Source organism: Pseudomonas sp. LAIL14HWK12:I10 (genome assembly GCF_900184205.1).
GTDB lineage: Bacteria > Pseudomonadota > Gammaproteobacteria > Pseudomonadales > Pseudomonadaceae > Aquipseudomonas > Aquipseudomonas kermanshahensis.
The window spans coordinates 1-12776 of the sequence record NZ_FXWU01000011.1 but is presented as its reverse complement, the minus strand read 5'-3'; the positions used below and the strand labels follow the sequence as shown (position 1 = coordinate 12776).

General features: G+C 61.8%; 13 protein-coding genes. 5 read left to right on the top strand and 8 right to left on the bottom strand.

The genetic code is table 11. The annotated features are described in order from the left end of the window. Positions 1-2: 2 nt before the first annotated feature. A complete protein-coding gene (locus QOS90_RS22175) occupies positions 3-389 on the bottom strand; it encodes a hypothetical protein (RefSeq protein ID WP_085273984.1) in 387 nt (128 codons plus the stop codon). Between the two features lie 142 nt (positions 390-531). Between QOS90_RS22175 and QOS90_RS22170 the strand changes: the two genes are divergently transcribed. Both QOS90_RS22170 and QOS90_RS22165 read left to right on the top strand, forming a co-directional pair. Next, positions 532-729 carry a heavy-metal-associated domain-containing protein gene (locus QOS90_RS22170; protein WP_027594977.1) on the top strand — a complete coding sequence of 66 codons (198 nt, stop codon included), beginning with the start codon at positions 532-534 and terminating at the stop codon, positions 727-729. A 112-nt stretch (positions 730-841) separates the two neighbouring features. Continuing rightward, positions 842-2023, top strand: a complete 1182-nt coding sequence (locus QOS90_RS22165; RefSeq protein WP_027594978.1) for a multidrug effflux MFS transporter — start codon at positions 842-844, stop codon at positions 2021-2023. Here the strand turns inward: QOS90_RS22165 and QOS90_RS22160 are convergent. Beyond that, complete coding sequence (locus QOS90_RS22160) at positions 1974-2171, bottom strand: hypothetical protein (RefSeq protein ID WP_085273983.1); 198 nt, start codon at positions 2169-2171, stop codon at positions 1974-1976. The two genes, QOS90_RS22165 and QOS90_RS22160, sit on opposite strands and share 50 nt — an antisense overlap. A gap of 528 nt (positions 2172-2699) precedes the next feature. Between QOS90_RS22160 and QOS90_RS22155 the strand changes: the two genes are divergently transcribed. Continuing rightward, entirely contained in the window at positions 2700-3413 is a 714-nt protein-coding gene (locus QOS90_RS22155; RefSeq protein ID WP_027594980.1) for an ArsR/SmtB family transcription factor, read from the top strand. A gap of 19 nt (positions 3414-3432) precedes the next feature. Here QOS90_RS22155 and QOS90_RS22150 read toward each other — a convergent pair whose 3' ends face one another. The 6 genes from QOS90_RS22150 to QOS90_RS22125 form a co-directional block, all read right to left on the bottom strand. Further along, entirely contained in the window at positions 3433-4380 is a 948-nt protein-coding gene (locus QOS90_RS22150) for an adenosine deaminase (protein WP_027594981.1), read from the bottom strand. Positions 4381-4463: 83 nt separating this feature from the next. Then, the gene (locus tag QOS90_RS22145) at positions 4464-5819 is read right to left on the bottom strand and encodes an 8-oxoguanine deaminase (RefSeq protein ID WP_085273981.1); all 1356 of its coding nucleotides are present in this window, start codon (positions 5817-5819) and stop codon (positions 4464-4466) included. Positions 5820-5939: 120 nt separating this feature from the next. Continuing rightward, the gene (locus QOS90_RS22140) at positions 5940-6626 is read right to left on the bottom strand and encodes an SDR family oxidoreductase (protein WP_085273980.1); all 687 of its coding nucleotides are present in this window, start codon (positions 6624-6626) and stop codon (positions 5940-5942) included. A 388-nt stretch (positions 6627-7014) separates the two neighbouring features. Continuing rightward, a complete protein-coding gene (locus QOS90_RS22135) occupies positions 7015-7599 on the bottom strand; it encodes an IMPACT family protein (protein ID WP_085273979.1) in 585 nt (194 codons plus the stop codon). Between the two features lie 9 nt (positions 7600-7608). Then, positions 7609-8271: a TetR/AcrR family transcriptional regulator gene (locus QOS90_RS22130; RefSeq protein WP_027594985.1), complete on the bottom strand. Its 663-nt coding sequence runs from the start codon at positions 8269-8271 to the stop codon at positions 7609-7611. A 90-nt stretch (positions 8272-8361) separates the two neighbouring features. Continuing rightward, on the bottom strand, positions 8362-9279 hold the full coding sequence (locus QOS90_RS22125) for a LysR family transcriptional regulator (RefSeq protein ID WP_027594986.1): 918 nt from the start codon (positions 9277-9279) through the stop codon (positions 8362-8364). A 118-nt stretch (positions 9280-9397) separates the two neighbouring features. Here QOS90_RS22125 and aptA point away from each other — a divergent pair, with 118 nt between their 5' ends. Both aptA and QOS90_RS22115 read left to right on the top strand, forming a co-directional pair. After that, positions 9398-10744, top strand: coding sequence for an omega-aminotransferase AptA (aptA, locus tag QOS90_RS22120; RefSeq protein WP_027594987.1), 1347 nt, complete (start codon positions 9398-9400; stop codon positions 10742-10744). 73 nt (positions 10745-10817) lie between these two features. Further along, entirely contained in the window at positions 10818-12311 is a 1494-nt protein-coding gene (locus tag QOS90_RS22115) for a CoA-acylating methylmalonate-semialdehyde dehydrogenase (RefSeq protein WP_027594988.1), read from the top strand. The last annotated feature ends 465 nt before the right edge of the window (positions 12312-12776 follow it).

Sequence of the window (12776 nt, the reverse complement as noted above, 5' to 3'; positions counted from 1 at the left end):
GGTCAATAGCCTAGGCCGGCGCGCTTCAATTCCAGCCCATTGTGGCCCATGGCAATCCGGTATTTGTTGATCTGGCCCGCCAGCAGGTTCAAACGTGTGCTGCGCTGGTCTTCGATACCGGGGGCGCAACCGGGGGTCTGCCCTGGCAGTAGGCGCAGGCGTATATCCACAGGGCCTGGTGGCAGGTTGAAGGCGGTCGATTGCTCCTGGAATACGCGCCCGGAGAGCTGATCGTTGAGGTACACGCCGATTTCGCAGTTGGTGGCCACTTCCAGGCGTTCCCGCGAAATGATCAGTACGCTGTAGTCCGAGTTGCCTTCGGCGTTGGCCGGTGGCACCGCAGCCAGCGCGCTCAAAAGCCCGACGACGCCCAATGCTGCCCTGAACATGATGAATCTCCTGCTTGCCTGATCGTCAAAGGCGCAGCTTGGCCGACGTGAGCGCGGATTTCCAGCCCGGACGCGCGCAGGGGCTTGACCTTGCCCCGATGGCAAGCTTGAAACTGCGTGAAAACCTGAAGGAGGCAACCCTATGCAAGTGTTCAATGTACAAGGCATGACCTGTGGCCATTGCGTCAAAGCGGTGACCCGTGCGGTGCAGGGGCAGGACGCCGATGCCAAGGTCGAAGTCGACCTGGCAGGCAAGCAGGTGCGGGTGCAGAGTGCCATGGCGGTGGAGCAGATCCTCACCGCGATTCGTGACGAGGGTTACCAGGCCGAGCTGGCGTGAAGCCCTGCGCCGGGGGCGCATGAGGCCCCCGGTTTTGTTGCAAATCTTTTCATGCTGGTCGAGTCCTTAGCAGGTAGACTTACGCACTTGCTTAGCCTGCTATGGATTCCTGATGAACCTGCGAATGGTGCTCATCCTGGGCGCATTGAGTGCGTTCGGGCCTTTGGCGATCGACTTTTACCTGCCCGCCTTCCCGGCCATGGCGCAGGCTTTCGCCACCGATGAAAAACACGTTCAGGCCACCTTGGCCGCCTACTTCCTTGGCCTGTCCATCGGCCAGTTGGCCTATGGCCCGGTGGCCGACCGCTTCGGGCGGCGCAAGCCGCTGTTGTTTGGCGTGGCGCTGTTTACCCTGGCGTCGCTGGCCTGTGCCTATGCCCCCAACCTCGACACCCTGGTCCTGGCGCGGTTCGTCCAGGCCCTGGGCGGTTGTGCCGGGATGGTGCTGTCGCGGGCGATCGTCAGCGACAAGTGCGACCCGGTGGCGTCGGCCAAGGTGTTCTCGCAGTTGATGCTGGTGATGGGCCTGGCGCCGATCCTGGCGCCAATGCTTGGCGGGGTATTGGTGAACCTGGCCGGTTGGCAGTCGATCTTCCTCGTCCTGAGCCTGTTCAGCGCGGCCTGCCTGCTGGCGGTCAGCCTGGGCCTGCCGGAAAGCCTGCCGGCGGACATGCCGCGCCAGCCGCTGTCCGGGGCGCTGCGCCAGTACCTGCGTTTGTTCAATGACCGGGTGTTTCTTGGCCATGCCTTGACCGGGGGTATTGCCATTGCCGGTATGTTTGCCTACATCGCGGGGTCGCCATTCGTCTTCATCAAGTTATATGGCGTACCTGCCGAGCACTATGGCTGGTTGTTCGGCACCAACGCGGCGGGCTTTATCCTCGTGGCGCAGGTCAATGCCCGTTTGCTGGCCAAGCGCGGCCCAGCCTTCCTGCTGGTGCGTGCTGTGTGGATGTACCTGGCTGCAGGTTTGGTATTGCTGGGCGTCGCGGCACTGCGGCCGAGCCAGTTGTGGCCGCTATTGGTGCCGTTGTTCGTGTGTATCGCCAGCCTGGGTTGCATCATCCCCAATGCGTCGGCCTGCGCCATGAGCGGGCAGGGCGCACGCGCAGGCAGCGCCTCGGCGCTGATGGGCTGCCTGCAGTTCAGCGTCGCCGCAGGCGCGGCGGCGTTGGTCGGGCTGTTGCACGATGGCAGTGCGGTGCCGATGACACTGGTGATCAGCCTGTGCGGGGCGCTGGTGGTCAGTGTCGCGCTGCTGACCCGGCGTTTGCAGGCCAGGCGTCCCGCATAAGCGGGTGAGGCGCCTGCAGGCGGGTTTCCAATGTGGCGACGAAGGCACGCGCCTCGGCCTCGCTGCGGAAACTCACCACGTGTTGGTCGAGCTGAACCTGCCAAGGGCAAACGGGGTTGCGGCTCGACGCACTGACGACAATTTTCATCGCGGCATACCTCCAATGGGGTGTGAGCGGAAGAAGTGTAGCGCTGTGCCCTGTGCCTGCCATGACCGGCATCCGTGGTCAGACTGACGGTCATTTCCCCCCCTGTTCTTCCCTCCTGACCGTCATGCGCCGGGTGTAATACCTGGAGGCATGTAGAAGCTTCGCTTTTGTTTGCGCTATTTATGGAAGCTGCTTGTCGGTCGCGTCCGAACCTGCGCAGGGCGAATAGTGCTCCTGACCTGCCTCTGTCCCGCTGAGTGCTGGGGCACTGCTCAACTGCGGGGCGTTGGGCGGGCTCACTGCACAGACACATCATCTCTCATGGGTAGGTATACCCAGTGGACTTCTGACAGGTGGGCTGAAGCGGCTAGCGCCCTGAGAGAGAGTTTAAGCGGCTTATACTGGCGACCAGCGCCGATGCCAGCGAGCAGGGTTTCCCTCTCAAGGCCGGCGACTGTCAGGCAGGCGATCCCAGTGCCAGGGTTGGCCATTGCATCCATATAAAAACGTGCAGGGAGTTACAGGGACATGAACGCAGTCAGCAGTATCAGCCAGATCGCCAGCCTGATGGCCGACCCCAAGCGCAGCGCCATGTTGTGGGCGCTGATCGACGGCACCCCACGGCTGGCCAACGAGCTCGCGATGATGACCGGGCTGACCTCGTCTTCCGCCTGCGCCCACCTCTCGTTGCTGTCTTCGGCGGGTTTGCTGCGGCATGAGGCGCGGGGCCGCAAACGCTACTTCCGCCTGGCCACGCCTCAGGTAGGGGCAGCGGTGGAAGCACTGGCCAGCGTGCAGTTGGGCAGCGCCAGAGACGACCAGCCCGAGGCGGCAGCCTTGCAGTTGCCGATGTCGATACGCAGGGCGCGGCGCTGCGGTGACCACCTCGGCGGCGAGCTGGCCGGGGAGTTGTATCACCGTCTGGTGGTGGCGGGCTGGTTGGAGGGCACTGACCGGCAACTGGTGGTCAGTGAACAAGGGCGGGCAGAACTGGCGTTGGTCGGCGTCTACATAGATGCCTTGGCGCCGCACCAGCAACGGGGGTGCGTGATCTGCCGTTGCACTGACTGGAACAACCAGGGGCCACACTTGGGCGGCGTTCTGGGGCAGGCCTTGTTTAGGCTGTTTCTGCAGTCGGGTTGGATGCGCGAATCGGAGGACACGCGGGCTTTGCATATCTCGGCGCTGGGCATCCAGCAGATCAATCGCATTGCCCGCGTGCAGACGTTGCAGGTTGGGTAACCGCAACGCCAACGGCTGATCAGACCAGTCGCGCGTCCAGGCTGTTTTGCGCCAGGCGGCGCGCTTGGTCTTCGGTCATGCCCAGGTGGGTATGCAAGGCATGGAAGTTTTCTGTGACGTAGCCGCCGAAGTAGGCCGGGTCGTCAGAGTTGACGGTGACCTTCACCCCGCGCTCGAGCATGTCCAGGATGTTGTGCTGGCTCATGTGGTCGAACACGCAGAGCTTGGTGTTCGACAGCGGGCAGACGGTCAGTGGGATCTGCTCGTCGATGATGCGTTGCATCAGGCGCTCGTCTTCGATGGCGCGTACGCCGTGGTCGATACGCTTGATGTGCAGCAGGTCCAGGGCTTCCCAGATGTATTCAGGCGGGCCTTCTTCACCGGCGTGGGCAACGGCGACAAAGCCTTCGCTGCGGGCGCGGTCGAACACACGCTGGAACTTGCTCGGCGGGTGGCCCATTTCGGAGCTGTCCAGGCCTACGGCAATGAAGGCATCGCGGAACGGCAGTGCCTGGTCCAAGGTCTTGTGCGCTTCGTCTTCGCTGAGGTGGCGCAGGAAGCTAAGGATCAAGCCACTGCTGATGCCCAGTTGGTCCCGGCCATCCTTGAGCGCTTGGTTGATGCCGTTGAGCACCACCTCGAAGGGGATACCGCGGTCTGTGTGGGTTTGCGGGTCGAAGAAGGGTTCGGTGTGGATGACGTTCTGCGCCTTGCACCGTTGCAGGTAAGCCCAGGTCAGGTCGTAGAAGTCTTGCTCGGTACGCAAGACATCCGCGCCTTGGTAATAAAGGTCGAGAAATTCCTGCAGGTTGTTGAAGGCGTAGGCGCTTCGCAAGGTTTCGACATCGTCCCAAGGCAGGGCGATCTTGTTGCGCTCGGCCAGGGCAAACAGCAGCTCGGGCTCCAACGAACCCTCCAGGTGCAGGTGCAGTTCGGCCTTGGGCAGGGCGTTCAACCAGTCATACATAGTTGGTTATCTCGATCAGGTACGGTTGCCGCCATTCTACAGGGCCTGGCCAGGCATTGCGCCCGGCCAGGCCCTGTGTTGCCTCAACCGGCGATGAGCTGCGCGGCCGCCTGGCGGTGATCGGCGATCAGGCCCTGGATATCCAGGCCTTCGATTTGCCCATCGATGACCCGCCACTGGCCACCGACCATGACTCGGTCGGCCCGGTCGGCGCCGCACAGCAGCAGCGCCGACAGCGGGTCATGGCTGCCAGAGAAGCGCAGTTCGTCGAGCTTGAACAACGCCAGGTCGGCTTGCATGCCGACGGCTAGCTCGCCGATGTCCTGGCGCCCCAGTAGGCGCGCCGAGCCGCGCGTGGCCCAACCCAGGGCACGCTCTGGGGTGATCTGCTCGGCGCCATAGCGCAAGCGCTGCAGGTACAGCGCCTGGCGGGCTTCGAGGATCATGTTGGACGCGTCGTTGGAGGCCGAACCGTCTACGCCCAGGCCCACGGGGGCACCGGCGGCTTCAAGGTCGACGGTTGGGCAGATGCCCGAGGCCAAGCGCATGTTCGAGCTCGGGCAGTGGCAAATACCGGTGCCGGCCGCGCCCAGGCGGGCGATTTCGTCGCCATTGAAGTGGATGCCGTGAGCCAGCCAAGTGCGTGGGCCGAGCCAGCCGACGCTGTCCAGGTAGTCCACGGTGCGCAGGCCGAAACGCTGCAGGCAGAAGTCTTCCTCATCAAGGGTCTCTGCCAGGTGGGTGTGCAGCCGCACATCCAGCTCTTCGGCCAATGTGGCGCTGGCCCGCATGATCTCGGGCGTGACCGAGAAGGGCGAGCAGGGTGCCAGGGCAATCTGGATCTGCGCACCTTCGCCGCGCTCGTGGTAGCTGTGGATAAGCCGCTGGCTGTCGGCCAGGATCACTTCACCCTGTTGCACCGTTTGCTGGGGTGGCAGGCCGCCGTCGTCTTCGCCAAGGCTCATGGAGCCGCGGGTCAGCATCGCGCGCATGCCCAGCTTGCGCACCACCTCGACTTGCACGTCGATGGCGTTGTCCAGGCCTTGCGGGAACAGGTAATGGTGATCGGCCGCAGTCGTGCAGCCTGACAGCAGCAGTTCAGCCAGTGCCACCTGGCTGGCCAGCGCCAGCTTCGCGGGGGTGAGGCGTGCCCATACCGGGTAAAGCGTCTTCAGCCAGGGGAACAGCGGTTGGTTGACCACCGGTGCCCAGGCACGGGTCAGCGTCTGGTAGAAGTGGTGATGGGTGTTGATCAGGCCGGGGGTTACCACATGTTCGCGGGCATCGAACACTTGGTCGCACGGTTGGCTGGGGCTTTCGCCGAGGGCCAGGAGTTGTGTGATGCGGCCGTCTTCGATGACCAGCCCGCCACGGGCGTCGGCGCCGTTGGCAGTGAAGATGGCAAGGGGGGATTTCAACCAGATACGGGTCGCAGGCATGGTGCCGGCTCCTCTGAAAGTGGGTTCAGGTTAGCCAGCTCAGTGTTGCCCTGTCTGCTGATCCAGGTCCGCCACGGGGGCGAGGCATCGAGTCTACTGCCTCGCCACGCGGCTTTCAATTCACCAGATCAGCGGTTCACCTTTGTAGTTGATGAAGCGCAGGCCGCCCTTACCGCTTTGCGCCTTGATCTGCTCGAGCATGCCGCGGGTGCTGGTCAGCACGTCGATCTCCGCATTTTCGCCGCCCATGTCGGTCTTCACCCAGCCGGGGTGCATGGCCAGCACGCAGAGGCCGGGGCGCTGTTGTTCGACGACGAAGCTGTTGATCATCGAGTTCAGGGCCGCCTTGCTGGCTTTGTACAGGCAGACTTCACCGCCGTCCGGGATCGTCACGCTGCCCAGGATCGAGCTCATGAAGGCCAGCACGCCGCTGCCTTCGCGCACCTGGCCAACCAAGCGGCGGGCGACGCGGATGGGGGCCACGGCGTTGGTCATGAACAGGTCGCCGATGTCCTGGTTGCGGACGGTTTCCAGGTCTTGTGGCAGCGGCCCCATGACGCCCGCGTTGACGAATACCAGGTCGAACACTTCGCCTTGCAGGCGTTGTTTCAAACCATCGAGCTGAGCGGTGTCGTTCATCTCCAGCTGTTCGATGCGCACACCGGGAACGTGGGCCAGGGCGCCGGCCTTTTGCGGGTCACGCACGGTGGCGATGACGTTCCAGCCATCTTCTTGCAGGCGTTGCACCAGCCCCAGGCCAAGGCCGCGTGAGGCGCCGATGATGAGGGCAGTTCTTGAGTTAGCCATAGGAACATTCCTTTATCGGTATAGGAAAAAGTATTTGAGCATACTGCAGAGTCGCTAACTGTGCCTGCGCTGCAGCTGGTCAAAAAATGATCAATGGCGTCAGGCCGCTTGTAGACGGGCGCTTCGCCTGTTGGCTAACGGGTTATCCACAGGCTGTTCCACAGTTATTGTGTGCAAGCCGAGCGCAATGCCTAGTGCGTAACACTTCCAGGGTTTGGGGATAACTCTCGAGGTTTCAGCTATTTGCGACTGTCATCAAATAGTGATCAAAATATGATCAAAGCTCTGGGGGCCTTGAAACCAATGGGCTGCAAGAGAGTGCCCCAAGCTTATCCACAGGCAGGCCCACAGTTCTTGTGAGCAATGTTCAGCGCGTGCGAACAGTTATTCAGCGCGCTTCCAGCAGGATGCGCCCACGGCTCAGGTCGGCCAGTTGCTGGCGCAAGGGGGCCAGGTGGGCTTCACCGACCGCGATGTGCAGGTCAACGCCATTGGCGGTGAACTGTTCATCCAGCACCAGGCCGTCGACGTCCGCCAGGCGCAGCTTCACCAAGGCCAGTTCGCTGAAGCTGCAGCTGCAGGTGTATTCGCTGCGCTGCACCAGCACCCGCTTGGGCGCCTGTTGCAGGCATTTGTTGGCGCCACCGCCATAGGCTCTGGCCAGGCCACCGGTACCCAGCTGGATGCCGCCGTACCAGCGGATCACCAGCACCACCACCTGGTCGCAGTCTTGCGCTTCGATGGCGGCCAGAATAGGGCGCCCGGCGGTGCCGCCCGGTTCGCCGTCATCATTGCTGCGGTATTGCCCGCCAAGCTTCCACGCCCAGCAGTTGTGGGTGGCCGCCAGGTCGCTGTGGCGTTCGATGAAGTTCATCGCCTCGGCAGCACTGGTGATTGGGCCGGCGAGGGTGATGAAGCGGCTTTTGCGGATTTCTTCACGAAACTCGCAGAGGTCGAGCAGGGTAGAAGGCATAAATGGCTGTCAGGCACTCGGCTTGATGCCGCACCCCTTGAGAATGATGTGGATAAGGTTGCTGCTCGCGTCTTCCATGTCTTGCTTGGTCAGGCGGCTGCGGCCGGTGACCTGGCAGATCTGCGTGGCGAAGTCGGCATAGTGCTGGGTGCTGCCCCAGAGCAGGAAAATCAGGTGCACCGGGTCGACCGGGTCCATCTTGCCTGCTTCGATCCAGGCCTGGAACACTGCGGCCCGGCCCCGGAACCACTCGCGGTAGTCGGCGCTGAAGTATTCGTTGAGGCAATTGCCGCCGCTGATCACTTCCATGGCGAAAATGCGCGAGGCTTGCGGGTTGCGCCGCGAGAACTCCATCTTGGTCCGAATGTACTGGCTCAGTGCCTCGCCCGGGTCGTCCTCGACGCTCAAGGCATTGAAGGTGCTGTCCCACAACTCGATGATGTTGCTGAGCACGGCAATGTACAGGCCCAGCTTGTTGGTGAAGTAATAATGCAGGTTCGCCTTGGGCAACCCTGCTTTCAGCGCGATGGTGTTCATGCTGGTGCCCTTGAAACCATGGCGGGCGAATTCATCTTCGGCGGCCTGGATGATGGCCTGTTCGTTTTTCTGGCGGATGCGGCCGGCGGGCTTGCCCGAGGCGGAGAGGCGATGCGCTGGGACTTCAAGGGTCATGGACGATTCCGTACGGGTCAGTGGCAGCGGCTGTCGGACAAGATTACCTGCCTACGCCGAAGTGACAAGCGTTTGCGTCAGAGACAGGCATCAGCGTGTCGCAGCCAGGCTATCCAGGAAGCTCTCGAGCACCAGGTTCGGCCGCCGCCCTTTGCGCGTCACCCAGCTCAGGCTCAAGTCATAGAAGCGCTGCTGGGGCTTGAGGGCACGCAGCCGGCCTTGCTGCACCCAGAAACTGGCGTAGTGGTCGGGCAGGTAGCCGATGTAGCGACCCGTCAGGATGAGGAATGCCATGCCTTCGCGGTCCGACGCGCTGGCCGTGCAATGCAGCGCCTGGTAGTGGGCCTGGATATCGGCGGGCAAGCGGAAGGTGGGGGTGATGGCCTCTTGGCTGTTGAGCCGGTCGTCGTCTATCTGTTGGTCGTCGGCATAGAACAGCGGGTGGCCTACTGCGCAATAGAGCAGCGAACGCTCGCTATACAGCGGTTGGTATTCAAGCCCTGAAAGGGCGATGGTCTGCGGCACTACGCCGACATGCAGGCTGCCGTCGAGGACGCCGTGCTCGACTTGGCTGGGCGCGATCATGCGGATGTTGATACGCACATCTGGGCCGCGGTCCTTGAGCTCGGCAAGCGCGTGGGTGATGCGCATGTGCGGCAAGGTCACCAGGTTGTCGGTCAGGCCGATGTTCAACTCGCCACGCAAGTGCTGGTGCAGCCCGTTGACCTCAGTGCGGAAGCTTTCCAGGGCACTGAGCAACTGCAAGGCCGAATGGTAGACCTCGCGGCCTTCCTCGGTCAGTGAGAAACCGGCTCGGCCACGCTGGCACAGGCGCAGGCCGAGGCGTTGCTCCAGGTCGTTCATCTGTTGGCTGATGGCCGAGCGGCCGATCCCGAGCACGTTTTCGGCTGCCGAGAAGCCGCCGCACTCGACGACGCTGCGGTAGATCTTCAACAGGCGAATGTCAAAATCGCTCACTTGGGCGAGTGGGTCGGGGCGTCGGCTCATTAGTTTAGTGTTGCCCTATCTGAAGATTAGAAAAGCAGGCTTTTTCAGACTTTATCGCCGTGCCAATTTAGCCGCAACAAGATCCATCGTTGCCTAATCGTCTTTCGAGGAACCGCCGATGAACATGCCGGAAACCGCTCCCACCGATATCGCCAGCCAGCTCAAGCTGGATGCCCACTGGATGCCCTACACCGCCAACCGCAATTTCCATCGCGACCCACGCCTGATCGTGGCGGCGGAAGGTAACTACCTTGTGGATGACAAGGGGCGCAGGATCTTCGACGCCCTGTCTGGCTTGTGGACCTGCGGCGCCGGGCATACCCGTAAGGAAATCACCGAGGCCGTAGCCCGTCAGGTCGGTACCCTGGATTACTCTCCGGCCTTCCAGTTCGGCCACCCGCTGTCGTTCCAGCTGGCGGAAAAGATCACCGCGCTGACCCCGGGCGATCTGAACCACGTCTTCTATACCAACTCCGGTTCCGAGTGCGCCGATACCGCGCTGAAGATGGTCCGTGCGTACTGGCGCCTGAAAGGCCAGGCGACCAAGACCAAGATCATTGGCCGTGCCCGTGGCTACCATGGCGTGAACATCGCCGGCACCAGCCTGGGTGGCGTGAACGGTAACCGTAAGATGTTCGGCCAGCTGCTGGACGTCGACCACCTGCCTCACACCGTGCTGCCGGTGAACGCGTTCTCCAAGGGCTTGCCAGAGGAGGGCGGCATTGCCCTGGCCGACGAAATGCTCAAGCTGATCGAGCTGCATGACGCCTCGAACATCGCCGCGGTGATTGTCGAACCGCTGGCGGGCTCGGCGGGTGTTCTGCCGCCACCGAAGGGCTACCTCAAGCGCCTGCGCGAGATCTGCACCCAGCACAACATCCTGCTGATCTTCGACGAAGTGATCACCGGCTTCGGCCGTATGGGCGCGATGACCGGGGCTGAAGCCTTCGGCGTGACGCCAGACCTGATGTGCATCGCCAAGCAGGTCACCAACGGCGCCATCCCGATGGGTGCGGTCATTGCCAGTACCGAGATCTATCAAACCTTCATGAATCAGCCGACGCCGGAATACGCGGTGGAGTTCCCCCACGGCTATACCTATTCGGCCCACCCAGTGGCCTGTGCCGCCGGCATCGCCGCACTGGACCTGCTGCAGAAGGAAAGCCTGGTGCAGGCTGCGGCCGAGCTGTCGCCGCACTTCGAGAAACTGCTGCACGGGGTTAAAGGCACGAAGAACGTCGTCGATATCCGCAACTATGGCCTGGCCGGCGCGATCCAGATTGCTGCCCGCGACGGCGATGCGATCGTGCGCCCTTATGAAGTGGCGATGAAGTTGTGGAAGGCAGGCTTCTATGTGCGCTTCGGTGGCGACACCCTGCAGTTTGGCCCTACCTTCAATACCCAACCGCAGGAACTGGACCGCCTGTTCGACGCGGTGGGCGAGACCCTGAACCAGATCGATTGATCGTTGCGATTTTGATGGCAAGCGCGTGAAGTGATCACGCGCTTGTGTCACCCCTCTTTATCTGGAGTTTTGCATGAGCATTGTTCAACACCTGATCAACGGCGAGCTGGTTACCAAGGGTGAGCGCACCGCCGATGTCTTCAATCCGTCCACTGGCCAGGCCGTGCGCAAGGTCGAACTGGCCAGCCGTGCGACCGTGCAGGAAGCCATCGATTCGGCCAAGGCTGCCTTCCCGGCCTGGCGCAACACGCCGCCGGCCAAACGTGCCCAGGTGATGTTCCGCTTCAAGCAACTGCTGGAGCAGAACGAAGCCCGCATCTCGCAGATGATCAGCGAAGAGCATGGCAAGACCCTGGAAGACGCTGCAGGCGAACTGAAGCGTGGTATCGAGAACGTCGAGTTCGCCTGTGCGGCACCTGAAGTGCTCAAGGGCGAGTACAGCCGTAACGTTGGCCCGAACATCGACGCCTGGTCCGACTTCCAGCCGCTGGGTGTGGTCGCCGGTATTACCCCCTTCAACTTCCCGGCCATGGTCCCGCTGTGGATGTACCCGCTGGCCATTGCCTGCGGTAACGCCTTTATCCTGAAACCGTCCGAGCGTGACCCGAGCTCGACCTTGTACATTGCCCAACTGCTGCTGGAAGCCGGCCTGCCTAAAGGCATCCTTAACGTGGTGCATGGCGACAAGGAAGCTGTGGACGCGCTGATCGAAGCTCCGGAAGTGAAAGCGCTGAGCTTCGTCGGCTCGACCCCGATTGCAGAGTACATCTACGCCGAGGGCACTAAGCGCGGCAAACGCGTACAGGCGCTGGGTGGTGCGAAGAACCATGCCGTGCTGATGCCCGATGCCGACCTGGACAACGCCGTCAGCGCGCTGATGGGTGCAGCTTATGGTTCGTGCGGTGAGCGCTGCATGGCGATTTCGGTGGCGGTGTGCGTGGGTGACCAGGTTGCCGATGCACTGATCGCCAAGCTGGAGCCGCAGATCAAGGCGCTGAAGATTGGTGCCGGTACTTCGTGTGGCCTGGACATGGGCCCGCTGGTTACCGCTGCTGCCCGCGACAAGGTGGTTGGCTACATCGACGACGGTGTAGCTGCTGGCGCCAAGCTGGTGGTGGATGGCCGTGGCTTGCGCGTTGCAGGTAATGAAGATGGCTACTTCGTGGGTGGCACCCTGTTCGACAAGGTGACCCCGCAGATGCGCATCTATAAAGAAGAGATCTTCGGCCCCGTGCTGTGCGTGGTCCGGGTTAACAGCCTGGAGCAGGCCATGCAGCTGATCAACGATCACGAATATGGCAACGGCACCTGCATCTTTACCCGTGATGGCGAGGCAGCGCGCCTGTTCTGTGACGAGATCGAAGTGGGCATGGTCGGTGTGAACGTGCCGTTGCCGGTGCCGGTGGCGTACCACAGCTTCGGCGGTTGGAAGCGTTCGTTGTTCGGCGACCTGCATGCTTATGGCCCGGATGGGGTGCGTTTCTATACCCGTCGCAAGGCGATCACCCAGCGTTGGCCGCAGCGGGCCAGCCATGAGGCATCGCAGTTTGCCTTCCCTAGCCTATAAAGCATGAACAAAAGCGGGGAGGCCGGAGGGCCTCCCCGCTTTGTTTTTCAGCTTTATTAAGGTTTCTTGGAATTAAAGGTTGACGGGGTTTCGAATCCCCTTATAATGCGCCCCACTTCCAGCGTAGTCGGAACGAAAAACTCCTTGAGATTCAATGAGTTAAATAGTGAGGACGAAGTTTGAAGGGCTTCGATCGAAAGATCGTCAGCGGTTGAAAAGGTGGTTGACAGCGCTTCTAAACGCTGTATGATTCGCCTCCCGCTACGAGAGATCGCAGCGAGCCAAGTGTTTGAAGCTAAACGAGTTTCTCGCGAAAAACTTCAAAATAAACGCTTGACAACAAATGAGGAAAGCGTAGAATGCGCGCCTCGGTTGAGACGAAAAGCTCTTAACCAAACGCTCTTTAACAAATTGAATCAAGCAATTCGTGTGGGTGCTTGTGAGTACGGACTGATAGTCACAAAG